Here is a 25,716-nt window from a genome sequence, read left to right as displayed (position 1 = left end):
GTTTTTACTTTATTTTCTTTTTAATTTCATACTGTTATTTTTACACCCACCCAAGTTTTGTTTAAATTTATTATGACTATACCGCACGATAAATAAAATTAACAATATAACACTATTTCTAATTATAATTTAAACACATAATTAAAATTTATTAACCGTGCGTTAAACGATTTTAAATTTAAAAATAATTTGGGCGGGCGTTATCATTTCTTTTTAAACAATAAAGAATACAAAATCAATAATTGCAAATAAAAGCAATAAAGATAGAGGGCGGGCAATTAGAAAAGATTCATTCTAAAACCCAGCCATTTAATTTTTTTATCTTTATTGAAATTCTAATTTTAGAATAAAATATAAAAGTTTAGATGAAAGTGTATATAAATAAAAAATTTTTAACTTATTTTTTATCAACTTTTCCCGTGGCAAAAGTTGCAAAAGCACATAAAATTTATTTATTTAAGAATAGTTACAAATTAATCAATCTTTGCCGCTATTTAATATCCCAGCCTTTATCTTCACAGAATTTTCCTGCTACTTCATTTCCTTGTTTAACCATAATAATAATTTGATTTTTTATTATTTCTTTTAATTGTTCATCAGCTAAATTGTATGCAGTATCTAAATCATTATATGCATCTTCAAAAGATTTTTTATATTCTTCTGCATCTTTATATTCTCTTTTTGATAATAATGATGATTTAGAAATATATCTAGTAAAATAAATTATGATGTCTTTAATATCCCAACCTTTATATTCACAGAATTTTTTTGCAACTTCATTATCTAATATAGCCATACTGATAACTTTTTCTTTTATCATTGCTTTTAATTGTTCATCAGCTAAATTGTATGCAGTATCTAAATCATTATATGCATCTTCAAAAGATTTTTTATGTTCTTCTAAAGTTTTATCAGTTATTTTTGACAACAATAATGATTTAGCAATATATCTATTAAAATAAGCTTCCGAATAATTATGATTTAATTCTATTGCCTTATCAAAATCTTCAATAACATTATCTAATATACCAATTTGCAATTTTAATAAACCTCTGTTATTATAAGCTTCTGCATAATCAGGTTTTAATTTTATTGCTTTATCAAAATCACTAAAAGCACCAAATGGATAATTTACTTTTTTAAAATCTTTTATTAGCACACCTCTATTATTATAAAATTCTGCTTTATTAGGATTTAATTCTATTGCTTTATCATAATCCTTTAAAGCTTCTTCATAATATTTCAACTGTCTTCTTAATATTCCTCTGTTATTATATGCTTCTGAATTATTAGGATTTAATTCTATTGCCTTATCAAAATCTTCTATTGAATTCTCTATATTATTTAATATTCTATGGGTATTTCCTCTATTATTATAAAATTCTGAATAATTTGGATTTAATTCTATAGCTTTATTATAATCTTCTAAAGCCCCTTTATAATCTTCTAATTTTTCTTTACAAGTACCTCGATTGTTATAGGTTTTAGGATCTTTATTATTTAAACTTAAAGAATAATTAAAATAATTCAAAGATTTATCATATTCTTTTATAGCATAATATACTAAACCCAAATTATTATATGCTTCAGAATGATATGGATTTAATTCTATTGCCTTATTAAGATATTCAATAGCTTCATCATATATTTTCAATTCATATTTAGCTGTACCTATATTGTAAAAAGCACCAGCATAATTATTAATATGGTTTTTATCTTTTATATTCTCAATATCTCCATATAATTTTATTATTTCCAAATTATATTTTATAACAGAATTATAATCTTTATTTCTACCAGAATCTTCTCCAAAATTAAATAACTGTGATATCCTTATATATTTATTATTCTCATCTATTAGTTTTTGTGTTTCAATTTTTATATTTTTTCTTGATTGTTCTGCTTCTTTTTCAACCATTTTTAACTGATATTTTGATTGCTCCAAAATATTATTATTTATAAAATAGCCGGCAAAACTAAATACAACCATTATCACTGATAAGAATGCGAACCAAAATGTTAGTACATCATTTGGTTTTTCATTGTTTCTGAAAGCGAAGCCTTTAATAGATCCAAACCTATTTCAAAAGCTTTTTTTAATTCATCAAACCCGTCTCCTTCATCACTTATCATATTCATAATATTATTATTGTTTATTGATATCCTATCCCTTGTACTTGTGCATGATGAAGTTGTTCCATTATTAGATACTATGCTCTCATTGGTTTGATTATTTGTAGATATAGATAAATTATTAAATATATTAGATATGCTTTTTTCGTATGATTGAATGGAATTATCAAATCTTTTTTTCTATATTTTTAGAATGATAAAAATATATAATAGAAAAAGAAATTAAAGATATAAGAAATAAAATTATAAAAAATAAATTATAATATCTATGTAAAAATTTTGATAATTTTGAAAGTTTATTTTCTTTTGGTTTGATGTAAAATACTATTTTATTAATATTATCTTTATAAAACAAAAATACTAACAAAAATCCTATAATAATCATTATAAAAGATAATACATTATTATTAAATATTATTGCTGACATATACAAACCCCATAGAAATATTATAAACAATATTTTGATTTTTATCTATTAAATTATATAGAAATATTTGCATTTAAAATATTAAAAACTATATATAGTTCTTTTTTATTAAATTTATAAATAAAACTTGCGACTTTAATTTATATTTTTAATACTATTCATATAAGTTAAAATTATTATTAATTTCTTTTTCTATATCAGATTTTTTTATAAAATTTTTTGTTTCATGTTCTCTCGCCTGCTTTTCAAATGGATTATTATAATAGCCGTACTTTATACTGTAAACAAAATAAAGAAATAAAAATTTTATCTTTCCTAATATTTCACCTTGATAAACATGCACTAATTCATGTTTATATAAAAAATCTTCTTCTGTAATATTATCATAATAATTTTTATCTATCAAATGTATTCTATTTGTAAGCGGATTAGTAATAGCAATAAAATCGGATTTACTAATTTTATTTACCATTATTAGTATAAAAGAAAGTACGGAGTTATAGCAATACTTTATCTTTCCAACGTTTTTTACTTTTTTGATTTTAGCATAATATAAAATGATGAATAATATAAACAATATAAAAACTATTAATAAAGTAATAAACATATAAACCTCTTTGGACTTTTATATATTATAAGTATCTATTATATAATTAAGTTTCTCAATTTTTTATTATTTTTTATTTTCTTAAAAAGTTTTATTTTTAATTTTAAACTGATATTTTTACAGCCACAAATTTTATTTAAATTTATGCTTACTATACCGCACGCTAAATAAAATTAACAATATAACACTATTTCTAATTATAATTTAAACACATAATTAAAATTTATTAACCGTGCGTTAAATAGATTTTAAATTTAAAAATCACTTGGGCGGGCGTTAACATTTCTTTTTAAACAATAAAAAATACAAAATCTAAAATTGAAAATAAAAGCAATAAAGATAGAGGGCGGGCATATGTAATTAAACTTTAAAGCTCTATTTTAAATCCCACCCTATTTCTTTTAAATGTTTTTTAGTTGTTTTTACTTTATTTTCTTTTTAATTTCATACTGTTATTTTTACACCCACCCAAGTTTTGTTTAAATTTATTATGACTATACCGCACGGTAAATAAAATTAACAATATAACACTATTTCTAATTATAATTTAAACACATAATTAAAATTTATTAACCGTGCGTTAAACGATTTTAAATTTAAAAATCACTTGGGCGGGCGTTATCATTTCTTTTTAAACAATAAAGAATACAAAATCAATAATTGCAAATAAAAGCAATAAAGATAGAGGGCGGGCATATGTAAATAGATTTTAAATCTCTATTCTAAAACCTATCCTAGTTGTTTTTAAATTTATTATGCCCATACCGCAGGCTGAATAAAATTAACAATATAAAACTATTTCTAATTATAATTTAAACACATAATTAAAATTTATTAACCGTGCGTTAAACGATTTTAAATTTAAAAATCACTTGGGCGGGCGTTATCATTTCTTTTTTAACAATAAAGAATACAAAATCAATAATTGCAAATAAAAGCAATAAAGATAGAGGGCGGGCAAATGTAATTAAACTTTAAAGCTCTATTTTAAATCCCACCCTATTTCTTTTAAATTCCTTTTACCTTGTTTTTTACTTTATTTTCTTTTTAATTTCATACTGTTATTTTTACACCCACCCAAGTTTTGTTTAAATTTATTATGCCTATATCGCACGGTAAATCAAATTAACTATAAAAAATAATTATTAATTGTATTTAAATTAAATATAAGGCTTAGCTTACCGTGCGTTTGAAAATACTGAGATATTGATTAGTACTTATTATATAAATAAAAATAGAAGATTTGTTCAAAAATATTAATAGCAGCACAATAGAAATATAATAATAACATAAAAAAGTAAAAAATAACTATATCAATTTTTTTTAAAAGATATATTATTTTCCCAATTATACATTAAAATTGGTGTGTATTTTTATTAAACTATGAATTTATTAATAATATTTTATTAAGGGTTTGTATATGATTATATTAGTATATTCAATGCCATTTTTAATTTATTTATGCTCTAGTATATTTAGTACAGTTTTAGTTATAAATGCATCAAAAGCAATGGCAACACCATTTTTTATATCATTAATAGGTGTTTCCTATGGTACAGGAATGATGGTAAGTGCAAGTATATTCTCTAAATTTAAAATACCAAAAAGAATATACCCAAAACTATTATATACAGAAGCCTGTTCACAAATAGTAATATCTATTTTATGCTTAATATATTTGCCTAAAGAAATGTTTCTTTTGTACTCATTCTTGTTTGGAGCAAGCGTTACTATATTCTTTGTATGCTTTCAATCATTATTAGATTCTGTTTCAAAAGATTTGCCTATAAGAATAAGCAGCGGACTATTTATATTCTCTTGGACTTTAGGACTCGCTGTAGGCCCTACTATTACAGGCTTCATATATAAATTAAATCCTAATATAGGCTTTATCATAGTTATATTGATGAGCTTACTTATATTCAGTTTTTTCTATATGTCAAGACACTTACACTTCAAGCCTAAACGCCATAAATGGGAAGAACCTTTTATGAGAGCCCCAAGATATAAAGTATATGTAGGCTGGCTTATAATATTTGTTGGTGCTGAAGTACTTCATACTTTAAGATTTATGTTCTTGGACTATGGTATAAAAGAATCAGGACTTTCTGAAACTACTACCGCAATATTGGTTGGAAGTTTATCAGCATTTATGTCATTAGGTTCATTGATTAGTGCTTTTTATTTAAGATTTTTAGAAAAGAAAAGAGTATTTACTATAGTGGGACTATTAACACCTGCTGCTTTAACCTTGATACTCCTCACTAAAAATTTCTGGATATTTTTAATAGCCTTTATGTTTTTGGGATTCGTAAGCGGATTCGGATATTTCTTCGGACTTTATTATGCATTAGCAGATCAGGAAAATGGGCCTAATAATGTTGCTGTTAATGAAGCTTTGACTGGCGTTGCAGCTTTAATAATGCCCTTTGCTGTTGGATATTTAGCTTCTCATTTTTCATATTTCTTTGGATTTTTATTTATGATGATAATATCTACAGTATGCTATATTATAGCTATATATATAATGTGGCAAAAAAGAAGAACAGCAATTATAAGAGAAAAGATGTATAATCTAATACAGAAAGCCGATGAACCATATAAAAAATAATTATTATAAAATAATAACTAACATAATCATTTTTTAATGTTACCAAATTACGTCTCATATATACCTAGATAACTATTATTTTAGCTTAATTTTAATAATTTATATTACATTGTAAGTATAACGTTAGTATGATTTAGTACTAATTTCATACTTGCACTTTTGCGGAAGCGTATCCGAGTTTATAGATGATATAAGCTTCTTTGTGGCACAAAAAGAAGTTGGGGCTGGGGCAAATCCCCAGATATAAAAAAGAAAATATAATTTTATTTTTGATAAAATATAGTTGTTTAGGTATCAACAAATATAATATGTGATAAAAATATTATAATTTAAAATAAATAAGCTCTTTTTGCAAATTATTAGTACTATTAGCAATATCTCTTCCCAAATCAGAACTTTGACTAGCCAAACTTGAGTTTTCCTGTGTAATATTATTAAGCTCATTCATAGAGCTTCCTATTTGTTTTACACTATCTTCTTCTTCATTTACAGAAGATGCAATATTCACCAATACTTCAAGTACATCATTAGTAGCCTTCTCTATTTCAGACAAAATATTTAAAGAATTTTTTGCTGAATCATTTCCTACATCTATTTTTGCCACGGTAGTTTCTATTATATTTGTAATATTAACAGCAGCTTCATTAACATTTTGTGCCAAAGACCTAATTTCAGAAGCAACAACAGCAAATCCTCGTCCTTGATCTCCTGCACGTGCCGCCTCAACTGCCGCATTTAAAGCTAATATATTAGTTTGAAAAGCAATATTTTGTATTACCTTACTTATATTTGATATTTCCTTACTTGATTCATATATATCCGACATATTATTTGTAATCTCATTAACAGATTGCACCCCTTTATTAGCTGATTGCGTTACTTCATAGCTCATATCCTTGGCTAATTGACAATTTTTGGCAGTAGATGAAATAGCAGAAAATAAACTTTCTACAGATGCTGATATTTCCTCAACAACAGCTGCTTCTGAAGAAGTTCTATTAGATAAATTATCTATACCTACAGATATTTCATTTGAAGCGTCATTTATAGCTTGTATATTAAGTTTTAATTGAGAAACTAGATTATTTATAGCAGACTGCATATCATTAATTGAATTATTAAGTTTTCCTGCCACTCCTGATTTATTCAACTCTTTTTCTTCAAATTTATTATTAAAATTACCATCTTTCATTAAAAATATTGTTTCAATGGCATTATTTAAGTTTCTAGATAACGGTATTGCTATTTTAGAAACCAATAAAAATTCCAATAATATTAATATAAACATAATTATTAGGAAAGTTAGCATCATTTTATTAAAATTGTTATAAAAATCTTCAGCACTGTTTTTGAATACTAAAAAGAAAGGAGCATCAGCCATTCTCTTTATAAAAAACCATTCATTTTTTACTAAACCTATTTTATAATCAATAGATGAAAAAGAATCTTTAAATTCCTCAAATATAGGATCATTAAATAAAGTAACATTTTTATTTAAAATATAATCTTTATTATTATGTGTTATATATGTACCATCTAAGTAAACTAAATTAAAATTATAGCTGTAATATTTTTGAGCCTTTAATATTAAGTCCTCCATATTATCAAAATCTATGCCTAATACTCCCATAAGCTGTGAATTGTTAGTATATACTGCTTTACTGAAAGTGATAGCTATTTTTCCTGATGCCGCATCTAAATAAGGTGCACTTATCACTACATCTTTAGTTTTAAGTGCATCCTGATACCAACCTCTGCTTACATGATCATAAGTTCTAGGATGTACCACTAGAGTGTTGATAAACATACCGCCTTGTGAATAAGAAATAGTTTCTCCAAAATAAATACTTAAATAATTTTTATAAGTATTTTGTATATTTGTTATAAATTTTCCAAAATAATAATAGTCAGAAGAAACTTCTAAATTTTTAGAAAGTAATAATATATCATCTTTTATATCATTCAAATAATTTTCAGCTACTATATCAACATTCATAGCCTGTAACATATGATTGCTTAAATATTGATTTTTATATATTGGTTTATATATAAAATATACAGCCACTAATACTATAGCCAAAAAAATTATAAACGGAGCTAGAAACTTAACAATTAAATCATTTTTCATTTGAATTATTACCTCCTATAATTATATAATATAGTAATTTATAGTTCCTAATTCAAGTAATAATTCAATTTTTATTTTAATTTAGTATTAAATACAAATAAAATTATTTAATACTAATAAATTACATCAATATTTCTAGCAGCTACTATATCAACACCTACAACATTATGAAGAACAACATCTCCAATACGAATAGGAGCTTGAACTTCTACAGTTTTTAAAGCCTCTAAACATTCATTGATTTTTGATTTGTCTATAGGCTCTTTAGTTTTCACTGGAAGCATTTTTAAATTTCCATTCTTTACTTTTACTATAGAAGTAACCATTCTTACAGGACGAACAACTTCATCTCTGGCATAAGTATCGCCTCTTTTGCAAGTATTTCCGCTTACACTTAAAACATTAGTTCCTTCTAACTCCACAGATAAAGCACAGCCCATAGGACAACATATACAAGTTAATTCTTTTTTTTCCATAATAAATAAATCCTCAATAAAACATTATTAATATAATAATTATATTAATTATCTTCTATCTTAAACTCAATACTTTTTAAACCTTCCTTTGAAAGCATAGATTTATCAAGCTTCACAGTTTCCATTTCACCAGGAGCAAATATCAAATGCTTTTTATGTATCACTCTCTCTCCATCAAAATAAACATTCAAAAATTTGTTTTTAAATATATTACCTACTCTGAATCTCACCATTACATGATCATCTACATTTTCAGTATTAATCATAGAAGGAACAGTATATCTAACACCATTAGAACCTTTCAAAGAAATAGAATTTTTATCATCTCTTCTTTTGTTTTTAAGAACATAAGAAGCAGCACTCTTTCCTGCAGTTTCAGCTTCTTCGGATACAAAGTCTACTAAGTCATGAACATGAAGTACATTACCGCAAGAGAATACTCCGTCAATATTAGTTTCTAAACTTTCATTAACTATAGCACCTGAAGTTATAGGATTGATCTCAACACCAATCTCTTTTGAAAGCTCATTTTCAGGAATAAGACCAACAGATAAAAGCAAAGTATCGCAAGAATAATATTCTTCAGTTCCTTTAATAGGCTTCATATTCTCATCAACTTTAGCTATTGTAACACCTTCAAGCCTGTCCTTTCCTTTAATATCAACAACTGTATGACTAAGTTTAAGAGGTATTCCGAAATCGTCCAAACATTGAACTATATTTCTTTTAAGACCTCCGGAGAAAGGAAGTATCTCAGCTACTACTTTAACTTTAGCACCTTCAAAAGTCATTCTCCTAGCCATAATAAGTCCTATATCACCAGAACCAAGTATAACAACTTCTTTACCAGGCATATATCCTTCGATATTAACTAAATGCTGAGCAGCACCGGCAGAAAATATTCCAGCAGGTCTGAATCCCGGTATATTCAAAGCTCCTCTTGAACGCTCACGGCAGCCCATAGCTAAAATTACAGCTTTGGCATTGATCTCAACTAAACCTTCTTCTTTATTTATATAAATAATTTTTTTAGTTTTATCATTATTGAGTACAATATCCAAAACCATAGTATTAAGCTTATAATTGATATTTAAATCATAAACTTTTTCTATGAATCTATAAGCATATTCAGGCCCTGTAAGCTCCTCTCCAAATCTATGAAGCCCAAAACCATTATGTATGCATTGATTGAGTATGCCTCCAAGTACGGCATCTCTTTCCAACATAAGTAAATTATCTATTCCATTTTCTTTAGCAGAAATGGCAGCGGCAAGTCCGGCAGGTCCTCCGCCTATAACAACAACATCATAAGATTCCATTTTTACTCCATTTATTTTTTATCTATAAACTGTATTATACTTTATACACTAAAAATTTTATTTTTGTTAAAAAGTAGTTTTTTTATTTCGGATTTGCAGGGCTTTGCCCCGCACCCCAGTTCTTTTATTGGTATAAAAGAACCAAAAGAACTGCATTTTTAACATAAAATAGGCTATTAACTTATATTCAATACATATTATAAAGTTTCCTTATCATAACCTATAACTATTTCTGAACCTTTGCCGCATTTTGTAATGGTTATAGGGGAAACATTAAGTTCTCTAGCTAAAATCTCTATTATCTTAGGAGAACAGAATCCGCCCTGACATCTTCCAAGTCCTGCTCTTACTCTCCTTTTTACTCCATCAAGAGATTTAGCACCTATAGGTCTTTGTATAGCCTCTACTATCTCACCTTCAGTTACCTTTTCACATCTGCAAATTATATGTCTGTATAAAGGATTTTCTTTTATAAGATCATTTTTTTCTTCATTAGAAAGAGCATTAAAATGTGTTATTCCTTTTCTCTTTTCTATAAAGTTTTCTTTCTTTTCTAAATTAGCTTTTTTACTTACTATATCAGCAACCATAATACCAATAGCAGGAGAAGAAACAAGTCCAGGAGATTCTATACCGGCACAATCAAAAAATCCTTCACAGTCTTCAAGTTCTTTTATAATAAATTCATGATTATCTTCATGAGGGCGAAGTCCGCAGAATGAAGTAATAACTTTATTATAAGGAATATTTTTTACTGTCATTTTGGATTTCTCTATAATCTGAGCAAGTCCGTCAGCTGTAGTATTTAATCCTTCTTTATCTTCTATATCAATAGCAGTAGGCCCAAGCATTATATTACCATGAGCTGTAGGAGTAACTAAAATACCTTTTCCTAATTTTGTAGGTAAAGCAAATATTGTTGAAGTTACTAGATTATCAACTTCCTTATCAAGTAAAATATAATCTCCCCTTCTAGGAGTTATATGTATTTTGTTGGCACTCATCATATTATGGAATTTATCTGCATAAACTCCAGCAGCATTTACAATATATTTAGCTTTTATAGTACCGTTATTAGTTTCAGCTTCAAAAGTTCCGTCATCAAGTTTTCTTATATTTATAACTTCAGTATTAAATTTAAACTCCACTCCATTGGCATGAGCATTCTCAGCATAAGCAATATTTAGAATGAAAGGATCAACTATACCTCCAGTAGGAGCATACAAAGCCACACATACATTATCATTTAAATTTGGTTCTTTTTTATGAACTTCTTCTCTGTTTAATATTTGAAGTCCTTCTACTCCGTTTTTTATTCCTCTGTCATATATAGCCTGTAAATTAGGCATATCTTCTTCATTAGTGCATACTACCAAAGAACCATTTTGTTTGAAAGGCACATCAAGATCTTCTGCTATTTTTGGCATCATCTTATTGCCTAAAACATTTAATTTAGCCATAAGAGAACCATTTGCCGCGTCAAAACCTGCATGCACTATACCGCTGTTAGATTTTGAAGTACCAACACATACGTCCTCCCCTCTTTCAACGACGCATATATTGGCTTTATATCTGGCTAATTCTCTTGCTGAAGAAGTACCAGATACACCAGCACCTATTATCAATATATCATACATATTATAATCCTTATATATTAGATGTAATACTACTATATAAATCAAAAATCATTTTGAAGTATAAGCATCAAAAAATGTAATAACTATTTTTATATTTGCATATTAATACCTAGTTTTATAAGTATTAATATGCAAACTATTAATATTCAGAAAAAATTATAAAGCCCAGCCTCTTGATCTCTCAACAGCTTTTTTCCAGCCCATATATTTTTTATTACTCTCTTCTTCAGAAAGTGAAGGAGTGAACTCTCTTTCCAATTTCCATCTATTAGAAATTTCATCTTTATCTTTCCAGAATCCAACAGCAAGACCAGCTAAATAAGCAGCACCTAAAGCAGTAGTTTCTGTTATTTGAGGACGTAAAACTTTAGTATTAATAATATCAGATTGGAACTGCATTAAGAAATTATCTCTGCAAGCTCCGCCGTCAACTTTTAATGAAGCAAGTTTAACACCGCTGTCAGCAACCATAGCATCAATAACATCTTTACTTTGATAAGCTATAGCTTCTTCAGCTGCTCTTATTATATGGCTTCTATTAACGCCTCTAGTAATACCAACTAAACAGCCTCTTGCATACATATCCCAATAAGGAGCACCAAGTCCTACAAATGCAGGTACTAAATAAACACCATTAGTATCTTTTACTTTTGTAGCAAAATATTCTGTATCTTTGGCATCATGAAGAAGTCTTAATTCATCACGTATCCATTGTATAACAGCACCAGCTATAAATACAGAACCTTCCAAAGCATATTCAATCTTTCCTTTATATCCAATACCTATAGTAGTAATTAAGCCGTTTTTACTTAAAATGAAATTTTCTCCAATGTTCATTAAGATAAAACTACCAGTACCATAAGTATTTTTAGTATCGCCTTTATTGAATCCAGCCTGTCCGAATAATGCTGCCTGTTGGTCACCTGCTATACCAGCTATAGGAACTTCTACACCATTAATATTAGCATATCCATAAACACAAGAAGAATCTTTTACCTCTGGAAGCATGCTTTTAGGTATATTTAATTCTCTTAAAATGTTTTCGTCCCATTTTAATTCTTTGATATTATATATCATAGTTCTTGAAGCATTAGTGTAGTCTGTAACATGAACTTTACCGCCTGTAAGTTTCCATACCAACCAAGTATCTATTGTACCAAATAATAAATCGCCTTTGTCAGCTTTTTCTCTTGCTCCGGGAACATTATCAAGTATCCATTTTATTTTAGTGCCTGAAAAATAAGCATCTACAACCAAACCTGTATTTTCTCTTATATATACATCAAGACCTTTTTGTTTCAATTCATCACAAATTGGAGCAGTTCTTCTACATTGCCAAACTATAGCATTATAAACAGGTTCTCCTGTATTTTTATCCCAAACTACTGTAGTTTCTCTTTGATTAGTTATACCAATAGCTGCTATTTCTTCCGGCTTAACTCCAGCAATTTGTATAGCTTCTTGTAGAACACCAAATTGTGTAGCCCATATTTCAGCGGCATTATGTTCTACCCAGCCGTCATGAGGATAAATTTGAGTAAATTCTTTTTGTGCCACAGAAACCATATTTTGATCATAATCAAATACTATGGCTCTGCTGCTTGTTGTACCTTGATCTATTGCAACTACATATTTTGACATAATTTTTTACTCCTTTTGATTGATATATATATTTTTTATTATTATTTTTATAATGATATTTTAAAAATCAAATATTAAAATGTCTTTTTAGCTAATGCTTTTGCTATTGTGAAATCATAAATAACAGCACCTAAAACTCCTCCTACTATAGGTCCTATTATTGGAACTAACCATACATTACTTCCATCTGTAAGTCCGTTATTTTTAAATCCTGCAATAACTGCAAAAAGTCTAGGACCTAAATCACGAGCAGGATTGATAGCATAACCATGCATAAATCCAAATGACATACCTATAGCAACTATTATAAGTCCTACAATTATAGGGCCTAAATTAGAACCAGCTGGTGTATTATTAGCATCGCCTGTAGCAAGTATTAAAAATACTAATATAAATGTACCTACTACTTGGTCTACAAAACCGTATAAAAATCCAGGAACTGCTGGGAATGTAGCAAATACGCCTGCTGTATGTGAGAATGTAGGGTCTACTTCTATCCATTTACCATAATAAACAGCAAATACTATAGCAGCACCAACGAAACAGCCTATCATTTGTGCAACTATATAATACCATACTTTTGACCAAGGGAATCTGCTTGTAACTGCCAAACCTAATGTAACTGCGGGATTTAAATGTGCACCGCTTATTTTTCCTGATACATATATACCAAATGTAACAGCAAGTCCCCAAGCTATATGAATATTAACTGGCGCTCCATTATTACCAATATTTACTGAAGCTACAACACCGCAGCCAAACATTATTAAGAACATTGAGCCCATTAATTCTGCTAAAAATTCAGCTTTTTTACTATACATATTTACCTCCATAAATAATAATTTTTTAATATATGTGTTCTATTAAATTAATATATTCTATTAATTTATTCCTCCGACTCTGTACTGTTCACAAACAGGACATTTCTTTGGAGGAGTAGCTTCACTATGAACGTAACCGCATTTTCCGCATTGCCATTTATTTATGCTTTCAACATTTCCGACTAAATATTTTTCAAACATCTTTTTATGTTCTTCTTCTATTTTAGCAACATGTTCAAAAAGAATGGCTATATCATTAAATCCTTCCTCTTTAGCTGTTTTAGCAAAGTTCAAGTACATTTCTGTAGCTTCATAGTTTTCACCAGCAATTGCATCTTTTAAGTTTTCATCTTTTGATAAAATGCCATGAAAACGTTCAAACCATAATTTTCCATGTTCCTGCTCGTTTCTTGAAGCCTTTTCAAAAGCTAATGCCAAATTTTCCATTCCATCTTCTCTTGCCTTTTCAGCATAATACATATATTTGCATCTAGCTGCGGCCTCACCCATAAAAGCAGTTTTTAAATTTTCCCCTGTCTTTGATGTTTTTAAATCCATTTTTTCCTCCTTAAAATCAATATATCCTATGTTAACAGTATAGAAATTTTATTAGTGAAATATATATTTTTACCTAAAAAAAATATTTTTTTCCCAATTTTGAAATTAAAAAATAATCTCATTTTATAAAATAAATTTAGACTTTTCGGTATTTTTACGTCTACCTAGTATATGTATTTCTTCTATATAAAAATGAAAAAATTATAAAAACATGAAAATATATAATAATATTAACAAAATATACCAATACCTAGCAGCTGTATAACATTACAAAACAGAATTATACATTTTATACATTGTTTATGATTATTTCATCTTTTTTAAATTATCATTATAAAGCATTACTACACATAGAAAAGCTAATACTGATAAAACGGCACCGCCGAAACCTACCCATCTTATGCCAAAATTATCAAATATACGGCTTCCTACAAATGAACCTAATGCTATACCGAAATTAAATGAAAAAGAATTATTTGATGATGCCAATGTTAAACAGGCTGGATAATCTCTTTCTGTGAAATCTAGTATATTCAATTGTACTGGTGAATTCATTAAATACATTAAAAATCCTATTATAAGTATTACTATAGAAGAACTTACTGCATTCAATAATGCAAAAGGAAGAACTATCATACATAAGAATTGAAGCATAAATATGAATCTTAATCTATATACTCCATTATGTTCTGCCAATTTACCAGAAAATAAGTTACTGAATAAAACTGTAACACCAAATATAAGAAGTGCTACGCTAATATATTTATTTGGTATATGCACATAATCAAGAAAAATAGGCTTCAAATAAGTATAAAGTACATAAGAAGAAGCTGCCCCAAAAAGTATTGTAAATGTACTTAATATAAATCTGCTGTCTTTAAATAATACAAACTGACCTAGTAATTTTACCTTATGAGTTACTGTCTTTCTTGGTAAGGTAATAAACATTAAAATAAGCATTACAGCACTGAATATAGATATAAATACAAATGAAGATCTCCAGCCAAAGTAATAACTCAATGTTGTGCCTATTGGAACCCCAAATATAGATGCTATGCTGAATCCTGAATAAATCCATGCTACAACCATAGGTCTTTTTTCTTTAGTTGATACATAAGGGCTAAATGATATGGAAACTGATATTAAAGACCCTGAAATTATAGCTATAATCATTCTTAAAACAAGCAAGAAAAGATAATTATTCGCTAATGAACATAAGAAATTTGCTATTATAAACAATATACTAGCAAATACTATAAAATTAAATCTATTAAATTTACCTGCTATTGCCGCTGAAAATGGCGTACATATAGAGTATGCTAAAGCGAACATAGATACAAGTCCGCCTGCTTTTACTTCTGTTATATTAAAGCTCTCTGCTATTTCTGTTAATACTCCAATTACTATAAACTCACTTGTACCAAGGGCAAAACTAAGAAGAACTAAAGATATTATAGCTAATAATTTATTTTCCTCTTTATTTTCAACTACTTCATTATTATTTTCAGACATAATCTAACTCTTAAAAAAAATCACAAGTAGTAATATATTATTTTTGCAAAAAATTCAATTATATTATATAATTTTTTTAGGGTTTTACTATGAAAAATACAAATAAATCAGAAGAATATTTTAATACAGCAAAAGAAAAAGAAGAACAAGGTCTATACCAAGAGGCTTTATTATACTATACAAAATCAGTGGAAGAAGACCCTAATAATATAGAAGCGTACTTCTGCATAAATTTAATAAATTCGTACCTTGAATTTGATAATAACCAAATTGCACAAAAACGTACAAATCTGCTAAATATTTTTAACGATTTTGATTTCTTAGATGAAGAATAATTATAAATATTTTACTAATTCTTTATAAAGCTCTAATGCAAATATATTATGTCCATTCTCACTCAAATGTACACCGTCAAAATATATATCTTCATATTTATTTGATTTAAAAATATTATTCATAAACATATTATAAACATCTATGCTTTTTATATTATTTTCTTTTGTATATTCATTAATCCAAGATACATATTCTTTTAAAGTGTTTTCAAATAAATCTAAATTATCAGCTTCAAAGAAAGAGAATATTTCTTTTATAAATGGTATAGGAGTAAAAAGTATTATATCAACATTATTTTTATTAGAAGTTTCCACTATCAATTTTATATTATCTTTTATTTTATCAATATTTTGAAACATAAAAATATCATTTACGCCGCCCATAAGTATTAATAAATCAGCATTTTCATTCAAGCAATCTCTTTCAAATCTGGCAATCATTCCTGAAGCAGTATCTCCGTTAATACCTTTATTGATAATATTAATATCCTTACCTTCTTCTGCAAATTTATTATTCAAAATAGAAGGCCATACTTTCTTTCTACTAATCATATAACCGTAAGTTGTACTGTCTCCCAAACAAACTATATTTTTCATAAAATCAATTTCCTTCAATATTTATTTACTATTATTATATACTGAACTTTTTTAACTTTGTCAACCGTAAATTACAGCACTTTCCCGCACGGTAAATAAATCCACATATATAATTTAAATACAATTAACAATTACTCTATATAGTTTATTTTATTCATCGTGCGTTATAGGCATAACAAATTTAAACAAAACTTGGGTGGGGGTTAAAATAACAGTTAAAAATTAAAAAGAAAATACAGTAAAAATAACATAAAAAATTTTTAAATATATAGGGTGGGATTTAGAATAAAGCTTTAAAACCTATTTACATTTGCCCGCCCTCTATCTTTATTGTTTTTATTTTCAATTCTTTGATTTTATATTCTTTATTGTTTAAAAAGAAATGTTAACGCCCGCCCAAATATTTTTTAAATTTAAAATCTATTTAACGCACGGTTAATGAACTTTTAATTATATGTTCAAATTATAATTTTAAATTGTATTATATTGTTAATTTTATTCACCGTGCGGTATCAGCAATTATAACATACATTTTTCTATTTAAATAAATATACTTTTGATGTATTATACAAAAACAAATTTTTATATTCGGAGAATTAAATATATGAGCAATTTTTCTAGTTTAAGTGATACATTAACTTTAAATAATGGTTATAAAATTCCTTGTGTAGGATTTGGTACTTGGCAAACTCCAGACGGTGAAGTTGCAATACAATCTGTAAAAGATGCAATATCTTTTGGATATAAACATATTGATACTGCTGCCATATATGGAAATGAAGCAAGTATTGGAAAAGCAATAAAAGAAAGTAATGCAAACAGAAATGAATTATTTATTACAAGCAAAGTATGGAATAAAGAAAGAGGCTATCAAACTACATTGAAAGCTTTTGAAAAAACTCTTAATGATTTACAGCTTGACTATCTTGATTTATATTTAATTCACTGGCCTGCTGCTCAAAATCAATTTAAAGACTGGGATAATATAAATTTAGAAACTTGGAGAGCTATGACAGAACTTTATAAGGCTGGCAAAATTAAAGCAATAGGTGTTTCTAATTTTATGCCTCATCATTTAAAATCATTAATAGAAACAGAAATTAAACCTATGGTTAATCAAATAGAATTCCATGTAGGTTTTATGCAGGAAGAAACATTCAAATACTGTAAAGATAATAATATTTTAGTGGAGGCTTGGAGTCCTCTTGGTACAGGTAAAATGCTTAATAACAGCACATTAAAAGAAATAGCTTCAAAATACAATAAATCTGTTGCACAGCTTTGCATACGTTGGTGCTTACAAAATAATACTTTACCTTTACCTAAATCAGTAACATCTGCACGCATAAAAGAAAATACAGAAGTTTTCGATTTTGTTATAAGCGATGAAGATATGAAAACTATAAATGCTATGGAATATTTCGGAGGCTCCGGACTCAATCCTGATAAAATAGATTTCTAATATTTATAATTTTAGTATATTACAACGCACGCTGAACTGTATTAAAAAATAGAAACTAATTAATAATGCAATGTTAATTATAGAATAAAATACATTCACCGTGCGTTAATTAAATTCTTAAACTAATCACAGCTTGGGCGGGGCTATATTAACAAATAAAGCAACAAAAAATAATTAAACTATAAATTCAAGTTGAATTATCAAACCTAAAGGGTGGGAAATGAAAATAAAACAATAATGAAAAAATATAATAGTTTATATTTCTTCATTATCAAATTCAGATACAATATATTTATTGAAATCATCTTTAGTACATGCAAAAGATTCTTTAAATAAATACCCTTCAAAATATCCTATTTTATAATAATCTTTATTCTTACGAATTTTATCGATATGTTCTTTTACAGCATTTTTTATTTTAGAATTATAATCAAAATATTCTTCTTTATAAACCATAATATAAACTGCTCTTCTTTTAGAATCATTAATATTTTTTATTAATTTTAATTCTAATAAAGCAATATAAGTATCATATGCTTTTTTATATACATCTTCTTTACTTACTGATCCGCTTTTAAATTCTATTAAATATATATTTCCGTTTGTAAATTTGTAAATTGCATCTACAGAACTTACCTTTACCTTAAAGTTATATTTTGAATTATATTTCTTTATCAGCTTATCAGCATTAATAACTTTATTTTCTGCATCTGTCATATAAGTTGTAATATATTCTTCAAAATCAGATTTTTTAACTTTACTTAAAGAAGTTTCTTTTAAAGTAGCTTCTAAATTATAATTATCTGAATCATTAATTTCTAATAATATTGATTGTTTTAATTCATCAAGGATTATTTTTTTCATTATCCTGCTCTTCTCTCATGTTAGATAATATCTCTAAAGGTTCATACATTTTCTCATAAATTATATCCAAATTATCATTAACATTTTTGAATATTACATTAGATTGATTTTCAGATAATTCTGTAATATAGAAATTCACTCTTTCATCTATATTATGCCTTTTTGAAAATCTATTAATTGCTTCCAAAAAATAATGACTATGTGTAGTTATAGTAATTGTTAAATTAAAATATTTCTGTAAAAGAACTATTAACTCGGCATAAATAAGCTGCCATTTTGGGTGAAGATGTATTTCAGGCTCATCTAATATAAGAACATCTTTTTCATTTAAAGAACCATTTTCTAAAAGCCTTTTTATGATGACAAAAGATTTTAAACCTGCTGAAAGATTTTGTAATTTAATTTCTGTATTATTATCATTGTAGTGTAAATAAAATTCCTTATTTTTATTTATAATTTTTGCATTCATTACACTATTAAGTACATCATAAACTTTTTCCAAAATTTCTCTATTAGTTACAGCCTCAATTATACCTTCATATTCTGAATTTTCTTTTACTAAACTAGAAATTAATTTCCTTGATATAAAATTTAAATTATATGCAGTAATATTATCTAATATAAAAGGATTATCTATATAAAATACATTATGTGTTATATTAAACTCGGAATCGAATTTTATACATTCATCATTTTTAAATTCTATATTCATTTTTTGGTTTTTTATATATAACTCTAATGCTGAGTCAGTATTTTCATTAAATAAATTATTAATCTGCTCACAAAAAATATTAGAAAAATATCTACTTATTATTTCAAGCATTAATTTATTGTATGGCACCGACATTATTTTTAGTATCTCATTTGATACATTATCTATATTATTTAATGATATCAATGATTTAGGTATAGTATTGATAATAATATTTTTTATATTTTCTATATTATAGATATTTAATGTATCTAATATTTCATTTGTGCATTTATTTGCAAAGTCTGAAAAGTTAGATACTATTGATGGGTTTAATTGCAATTTATCTATATTATTAATAATGCTTAAACCTTTCTCGCCTCGTATCCTCTTAGCACTATTATAATTTGAACTAAATATAGAAAATAAAATCTTTCCTATTGTGCTTTTGCCTGTATCATTATCGCCGCATATTACAGTTATGCCATCTATATTTATATCTGCTTTTTCTATCTTGGCAAAATTAGATATCTTTAATTTCATGAACATTTATCCTAAATACACATATTATCGTAAAAAAATATACTTCTATTATAAATAAAAATAAGCAATTTTATACAGACTATTTTTTCAATAATTTTATATTGAAAAATTATTCCTGAGTTACTAGCTTTTCTTCGCTGTCATTAACCTTGCCGTCTTTATCTACTTTTACAGTAAATATTTTTGATACACCTTTTTCTTCTGCTGTTATACCATAATATGCATCAGCAATAGTAGCAGCTACCTCATCATGAGTAATGATTAAGAATTGAGTTTTATCAGAAAGGTTTTTTACCATGTTTTTGTATCTTATGATGTTCGCTCCGTCAAGTGCTGCATCAACCTCGTCAAGTATACAGAAAGGACTAGGACGGTACAAGAATATAGCAAATACCAAAGCAAGCCCTGTCATGGTAAGCTCACCGCCTGAATAAGATACTATGTTCTCCATCTTTTTGCCCGGCGGCTGAGCGAATATATCTATAGGACTGTTTAATAAATCTTCTTCATTCTGTATTCTTAAACCAGCATTACCGCCGCCGAATAAGATTTTGAAAGTTTCAGAGAATTTTTTATTTATTTCATTGAATGTCTTTAAGAAATCCTCACCTGCTTTCTTATTGGCATCTACTATGATTTTTAATATTTCTTCTTTTGACTTCTCTAAATCATCTCTTTGTTTTGTTAAAAATTCAAATCTTGTCTTAGCTTCCTGATATTCATCTAAAGCCATTTCATTTATATGGCCTAAATTTTTTATTCTATCATTAATAGTATTTAATTTATTTCTAAATGAATCTTCATCTATTAAATTTTGAGTATTTTCCTCAAACTCTTTCAAATTAAGAGCATAATTTTCATAGAAATGAGTGTATATATCATTAATCTTATCTTTGCTTTGATTTATTCTTTCACTCACTCTTGTAATGTTTTCATTTATCTCATTTAATTTTTTTACACGCTTAGCATGATTTACTTCAAAATTAGATAATGCAGACTCAGCTTTTTTTATTTCATTAGCTTTATGTCTTGATTCGCTTTCTGTTTTTGATTTCTTCTTTTCTAATTCTTTATAACTTATAGAGTTTTGTTTATATTCTTCATTAAGTTTTTTATAATCTTCTTCAAGTCTATTGATCTTCTCATTAAGAGTGGTGAACTCATCTTCTATAATCTGCATACTTTTTATTATCATCTCTTTTCTATCTTCAGACGCTTTTCTGTTAGTTTCGTATTTAGCTCTTTCTATAGTAAGAGTTGTAAGTATAGAATTAGATTTATTAATATTTTCTGTAGATGTTTTTATTTCATTATTAATTTCTTCTATTTTTTCTAAATTAGTTTTTATTAAATTTTCTAAATCGGCAATCTCTTTATCTATTGCTTCTTTTTGCATATATGTACCCTCTTTATCAAAAAGCAAATCAACAAAAGGGTCTTTTATTTTAGTATACTCTTTAAATATACCTTGTAAAAATAATGCATCTTTCTTTTCTGTATCTAAACTATCACCTAAATTCCTAATAAAACTTGATAATGATGTAAAATTAATATCATTTAAATTTGAAAGCACACCCTCATCTTCAAACTCTTTTATGGTTTTCATTTTGGTGTTAATAGCATTAAGTAAATTATTGAATCCAATATCAATATCTGTTTCATGCTTTCCGATATTTTGGTAAAAGCTGTTTCCCATAATATCTTTTTTCTTTTCATCAATTTCAGTTATAATTTTATTTATAACCTCTAATTGTCTTTCTCTGGCATCTGCTATTTTTATAGCAGCATTCTGATTATCTTGTGTGATGTTTGATATTTGATCATTTAATGCCGCTATTTTATTTTGTTCATTAGCTATGTTTGTTTCTTCTGTTTCCTGTTCTTTTAAAGACTTTTCTATATTTTCTGCAATAGTTTTTACATCTTCTTCAAGCTCTGCTATTTGTTTTTTATCTTCTTCTATTCTTTTTAAAAGAGTATTTTTTCTGTTAACAGTTTCTTCTTTATCTTTGCTCGCATTGTCAAGCTGATTCTTTAATTGATTGCCCATCTTCTCTATATGAGTAAGCTCTGTTACAATTAATGATACTTGCTTATCAAGCTCTATAGATAAACTTCTAGTTTCTTCAAATTTTAAAAGTTCCTGCTGTTTCTGCTTATCTAAATCCTGCAATTCTTTTTCTAATTCTTGTTTTTTATTAGTATGTTCTTCAAGAGTTTTATTTTGATCTTCTAATGTAATTTTTAATTTTTTTACTTGATTAACATTCAAGCTTATAGTAATTTTTTTATGTTCATCTTTAAGGTTATAATATTTTTCTGTTCTTGCTGCCTGATCTTTTAAAGACTTATAATGTTTTTCAGCATTCTTTATTTCTATTTTTACATTATCTAAATTTCTTTCTGATTCTTCAAGCTTTTTAGTAGCTTCCCTTCTTCTTTCAAGATATTTACTGATTCCTGCCGCATTTTCAATAATGCTTCTTCTTTCTTCAGGCTTTTGCTTTGCTATCTCTGATACAGTACCCTGCTTAATAACAGAATATGCATTTTTACCAAGTCCAGTATCCAAAAACATATCAACTATATCTTTTAAACGAACCTGTTCATCATTGATATAATATTCGGACAAACCTTTTCTGTAATATTTACGTGTAACAATAACTTCGTCTATATCGTATTTTTTTATCCATCTTGATTTATTATCCAAAGTGAGAGCCACTTGAGCAAGTGAAGATGGTTTTCTGGTGTCTGTACCATGGAATATAACACTTTCAAGACCTTTAGAGCTGTCTATTCTTAATCTGCTTGCGGACTGCTCTCCCATAACCCATAGAAAAGCCTCTACTATATTACTTTTTCCTATCCCATTAGGGCCAAGCACTACAGTAACACCTTCATTGAACTCAATATTAGTTTCTATGGCAAATGATTTGAATCCATGCAAATTAAGATTCTTTATATACATCTCTTTTCCTGTCTTACCTTAGTATCTGTTTGTAATTATACAATCCTATTAAAAAATAATCAATTATTAAATAGACAATATATAAAAACACTATAAATTTATTTGTTTTTATATGTTATTAGTCCTGCTTATTTTCGGTATAATGCATAGTAAATATGAAGACTATGGTAATTTTGTTATGATAAAATATTAATTTTAATGTGTTTTTTACGAGATGAAAAAACTATCATTTTATAGGAAATTCAAAAATATATAGCTAATACAAGGATAATTTGTATCATATAAAATGATATGCAATTATATATTGATTATTAGTTAAACTTTTTATTTTAAATATTGACATTATAATTTAATATTTTATAATATTTTTATGAAAAGAATATTTACTTTATTAAATAATACACTCGACACTCGACAAATAATTTAAATCTTTTAAAAAATTTAATATCCGATAAAAATTATAATAATTCTAAAAAAATATATTCTTCTTTATACATTTTTAAGTTAATATTTGTATTGCATGATATTTTAAAAATTTATTTATCATTTTTAATACAAAAACAATCATATATAAAAAACTATAATCATAATTTTATTCTTCTATATTTTCTCAAACTTTTGAGAATGAATTTTTTCAATGATAGAAACATTTTTAAAAATGTTTTTTATAAAAATTATAATTTATATAAGGAGTTCTAATATGAACAAAAGACTATTTTCAATTTTATTTACTTTATTTTTAGTAGGTGTTTTATCTGTAAGCTGTTCAAATGCAGATAAAACAGGTTCAGGAGAAACAAAGCCTACAGGTATAGACAGCAAATATGCAGGTACTTGGATAGGAGGCGGAGATTTAAAAGATCAAACAATTGTTATAAATGCAGACGGTTCAGCAAAAAATCAAACTGAGGGTGTTGATATGCCTGCTTCAAGTATAACTAAAAATTCTGATACTTCATATACAGCAAATTATACTTTTAATCATAACACTGAAGTTACAGTAAAAGGTACTATGAATATAGAATTTACTTCTGATACTTCTGCTAATGTTACAGGTCAAAATACAATTACTCAATCAGGCGTAACTTCAACTGAAGATATCAACGGCACTTTAACTAAAAAGCAATAATCAATCGTGTTTTTATTTAGGGCTTGATTAATTATTAGTCAAGCCTTTTATTTTGCATTATTTTAAATTCACATAATTTAATCTAAAAACTTTATATCAAATTGGCTTATATAATCTCTCTTTTCATACATATCATCTTCTGTTATATTATCTATTACATAAACTAAAGTAGATATTTTCACTGTCTTTTTTACTATATTGTTTAAGTCCTCATTTATCTTTATAATGATTTTATTGTATTTGTTAATATAATCTTTTATATCTTTAGTGTTTTCTATATCATCAATAGTTTTATCAAAGAAAGCATTTATTTGTTTTACTTGGTTCTGAGCCTCTAATTTTATATATTCTTCTTTAAATGTATTAGAAACTTCTTCAAATGATTTTAATTCTTCATTTTTGGATATATTTATTTTGTTAATAAACATCTCTTTTATTTCTTTAATATTCAAAGCGATTTTCAAATAATTTTTATAAGTAATATTGTCAGTATTTTCTGATGATTCTTCAATAGTTTTTTCTGTAGTATTAGTATATGTCTGAACTAAATTGCTTGAACTATTTTTTTCAATGCTTGTATAAATTCTATCAAATTCTTCTATAAAAGTAATTATCATTTTCTGTTCAATATTATTTAATTTTGAAAAGCTGCCGATGATACCATCGTTATAGTGTATATCAATTAAAGTTGAAGGTTCTGTATTGCTTAATTTCATTATATTGTTTTCAACTAACCATTCTGATAAAATTTGGAATAATTGTATATCAACATCATAAAATTCCGCTATTCTATTTTTATCTACACCATAATTTATATAAGAACTATAACCGTCCCCTATATTATACTTAGAATAATACGTATAATTACTATTCCTATCATAGTAAAATCCCATTTTAAGCATTGTTTCATATACTATTTCATCGTTATATTCTTTATTTAATTTTAATTCAATTTTCATAATATTTTTATACTCTCTTTCATATTGTTTTATCATTATTATAGCATATTTAGAATTTATTAAAACAAGGTTTTATAGTATTTTCTATACGCACGCTGTACAAATCTATAGAATAAAGTGCATTAAAATTCTGAAATTATATATAAATTAAATTCGGTTATCCGTGCGTTAAATAAATTTTAAATTTAAATAACGCTTGGGCGGGTGTGCTTTTTCTGGTTAGGCAATAATGAAATTTAAGCCTTAATTTTAAATTAAGTATAAAAGGGCGGGTTTTTAATAAATTCAAAAAGTTCAT

Annotated in this window: 20 protein-coding genes; 4 read left to right on the top strand and 16 right to left on the bottom strand. The window is 26.5% G+C overall.

What is annotated here, in order from left to right; all coding sequences use genetic code 11:
* Nucleotides 1–490: 490 nt before the first annotated feature.
* The 3 genes from R4K56_RS10565 to R4K56_RS10555 all read right to left on the bottom strand — a co-directional run bounded on the left by R4K56_RS10565 (nucleotide 491) and on the right by R4K56_RS10555 (nucleotide 3,167).
* The gene (locus tag R4K56_RS10565; protein WP_335773184.1) at nucleotides 491–1,918 is read right to left on the bottom strand and encodes a tetratricopeptide repeat protein; all 1,428 of its coding nucleotides are present in this window, start codon (nucleotides 1,916–1,918) and stop codon (nucleotides 491–493) included.
* 381 nt (nucleotides 1,919–2,299) lie between these two features.
* Entirely contained in the window at nucleotides 2,300–2,560 is a 261-nt protein-coding gene (locus R4K56_RS10560) for a hypothetical protein (RefSeq protein ID WP_335773183.1), read from the bottom strand.
* Nucleotides 2,561–2,714: 154 nt separating this feature from the next.
* On the bottom strand, nucleotides 2,715–3,167 hold the full coding sequence (locus R4K56_RS10555; protein WP_335773182.1) for a hypothetical protein: 453 nt from the start codon (nucleotides 3,165–3,167) through the stop codon (nucleotides 2,715–2,717).
* Nucleotides 3,168–4,587: 1,420 nt separating this feature from the next.
* Here R4K56_RS10555 and R4K56_RS10550 point away from each other — a divergent pair.
* Nucleotides 4,588–5,778 carry an MFS transporter gene (locus R4K56_RS10550; RefSeq protein ID WP_335772682.1) on the top strand — a complete coding sequence of 397 codons (1,191 nt, stop codon included), beginning with the start codon at nucleotides 4,588–4,590 and terminating at the stop codon, nucleotides 5,776–5,778.
* A 322-nt stretch (nucleotides 5,779–6,100) separates the two neighbouring features.
* Here R4K56_RS10550 and R4K56_RS10545 read toward each other — a convergent pair whose 3' ends face one another.
* From R4K56_RS10545 to R4K56_RS10510, 8 genes are all read right to left on the bottom strand, one after another.
* Nucleotides 6,101–7,906, bottom strand: coding sequence for a methyl-accepting chemotaxis protein (locus R4K56_RS10545; RefSeq protein ID WP_335772683.1), 1,806 nt, complete (start codon nucleotides 7,904–7,906; stop codon nucleotides 6,101–6,103).
* Nucleotides 7,907–8,019: 113 nt separating this feature from the next.
* On the bottom strand, nucleotides 8,020–8,382 hold the full coding sequence (locus R4K56_RS10540) for a DUF1667 domain-containing protein (RefSeq protein WP_335759858.1): 363 nt from the start codon (nucleotides 8,380–8,382) through the stop codon (nucleotides 8,020–8,022).
* Between the two features lie 44 nt (nucleotides 8,383–8,426).
* The gene (locus R4K56_RS10535) at nucleotides 8,427–9,701 is read right to left on the bottom strand and encodes an NAD(P)/FAD-dependent oxidoreductase (RefSeq protein ID WP_335759859.1); all 1,275 of its coding nucleotides are present in this window, start codon (nucleotides 9,699–9,701) and stop codon (nucleotides 8,427–8,429) included.
* A 197-nt stretch (nucleotides 9,702–9,898) separates the two neighbouring features.
* A complete protein-coding gene (locus tag R4K56_RS10530) occupies nucleotides 9,899–11,338 on the bottom strand; it encodes an NAD(P)/FAD-dependent oxidoreductase (protein ID WP_335772684.1) in 1,440 nt (479 codons plus the stop codon).
* Nucleotides 11,339–11,494: 156 nt separating this feature from the next.
* Nucleotides 11,495–12,979, bottom strand: coding sequence for a glycerol kinase GlpK (gene glpK / locus R4K56_RS10525; RefSeq protein WP_335757196.1), 1,485 nt, complete (start codon nucleotides 12,977–12,979; stop codon nucleotides 11,495–11,497).
* A gap of 74 nt (nucleotides 12,980–13,053) precedes the next feature.
* On the bottom strand, nucleotides 13,054–13,800 hold the full coding sequence (locus tag R4K56_RS10520; protein WP_335772685.1) for an MIP/aquaporin family protein: 747 nt from the start codon (nucleotides 13,798–13,800) through the stop codon (nucleotides 13,054–13,056).
* Nucleotides 13,801–13,860: 60 nt separating this feature from the next.
* Complete coding sequence (locus R4K56_RS10515) at nucleotides 13,861–14,358, bottom strand: rubrerythrin family protein (RefSeq protein ID WP_335772686.1); 498 nt, start codon at nucleotides 14,356–14,358, stop codon at nucleotides 13,861–13,863.
* A gap of 306 nt (nucleotides 14,359–14,664) precedes the next feature.
* Nucleotides 14,665–15,870 carry an MFS transporter gene (locus R4K56_RS10510; protein ID WP_335757199.1) on the bottom strand — a complete coding sequence of 402 codons (1,206 nt, stop codon included), beginning with the start codon at nucleotides 15,868–15,870 and terminating at the stop codon, nucleotides 14,665–14,667.
* A gap of 89 nt (nucleotides 15,871–15,959) precedes the next feature.
* Here R4K56_RS10510 and R4K56_RS10505 point away from each other — a divergent pair, with 89 nt between their 5' ends.
* Complete coding sequence (locus R4K56_RS10505) at nucleotides 15,960–16,205, top strand: hypothetical protein (protein ID WP_335757200.1); 246 nt, start codon at nucleotides 15,960–15,962, stop codon at nucleotides 16,203–16,205.
* Here R4K56_RS10505 and R4K56_RS10500 read toward each other — a convergent pair whose 3' ends face one another.
* Nucleotides 16,206–16,802, bottom strand: a complete 597-nt coding sequence (locus R4K56_RS10500; RefSeq protein ID WP_335757201.1) for a GDSL-type esterase/lipase family protein — start codon at nucleotides 16,800–16,802, stop codon at nucleotides 16,206–16,208.
* Nucleotides 16,803–17,406: 604 nt separating this feature from the next.
* Here R4K56_RS10500 and R4K56_RS10495 point away from each other — a divergent pair.
* Nucleotides 17,407–18,264: an aldo/keto reductase gene (locus tag R4K56_RS10495; protein ID WP_335772687.1), complete on the top strand. Its 858-nt coding sequence runs from the start codon at nucleotides 17,407–17,409 to the stop codon at nucleotides 18,262–18,264.
* 255 nt (nucleotides 18,265–18,519) lie between these two features.
* Here the strand turns inward: R4K56_RS10495 and R4K56_RS10490 are convergent, their stop codons facing one another.
* The 3 genes from R4K56_RS10490 to R4K56_RS10480 form a co-directional block, all read right to left on the bottom strand.
* A complete protein-coding gene (locus R4K56_RS10490) occupies nucleotides 18,520–19,128 on the bottom strand; it encodes a hypothetical protein (protein ID WP_335772688.1) in 609 nt (202 codons plus the stop codon).
* The gene (locus tag R4K56_RS10485; protein ID WP_335772689.1) at nucleotides 19,109–20,362 is read right to left on the bottom strand and encodes an AAA family ATPase; all 1,254 of its coding nucleotides are present in this window, start codon (nucleotides 20,360–20,362) and stop codon (nucleotides 19,109–19,111) included. The genes R4K56_RS10490 and R4K56_RS10485 overlap by 20 nt, the downstream gene beginning before the upstream one ends.
* A gap of 109 nt (nucleotides 20,363–20,471) precedes the next feature.
* Nucleotides 20,472–23,330, bottom strand: coding sequence for a chromosome segregation SMC family protein (locus R4K56_RS10480; protein WP_335772690.1), 2,859 nt, complete (start codon nucleotides 23,328–23,330; stop codon nucleotides 20,472–20,474).
* A gap of 700 nt (nucleotides 23,331–24,030) precedes the next feature.
* Between R4K56_RS10480 and R4K56_RS10475 the strand changes: the two genes are divergently transcribed.
* The gene (locus tag R4K56_RS10475; protein WP_335773206.1) at nucleotides 24,031–24,459 is read left to right on the top strand and encodes a hypothetical protein; all 429 of its coding nucleotides are present in this window, start codon (nucleotides 24,031–24,033) and stop codon (nucleotides 24,457–24,459) included.
* 77 nt (nucleotides 24,460–24,536) lie between these two features.
* On the opposite strand, the gene R4K56_RS10470 is transcribed toward R4K56_RS10475, so the two are convergent.
* Entirely contained in the window at nucleotides 24,537–25,418 is an 882-nt protein-coding gene (locus R4K56_RS10470) for a hypothetical protein (protein WP_335773207.1), read from the bottom strand.
* Between the last annotated feature and the right edge of the window lie 298 nt (nucleotides 25,419–25,716).

This window comes from Brachyspira pulli (assembly GCF_036997785.1).
GTDB classification, from domain to species: domain Bacteria; phylum Spirochaetota; class Brachyspiria; order Brachyspirales; family Brachyspiraceae; genus Brachyspira; species Brachyspira pulli.
The sequence above is the reverse complement of the archived record's forward strand: the minus strand, read 5'-3'. Positions and strand labels throughout refer to the sequence as shown.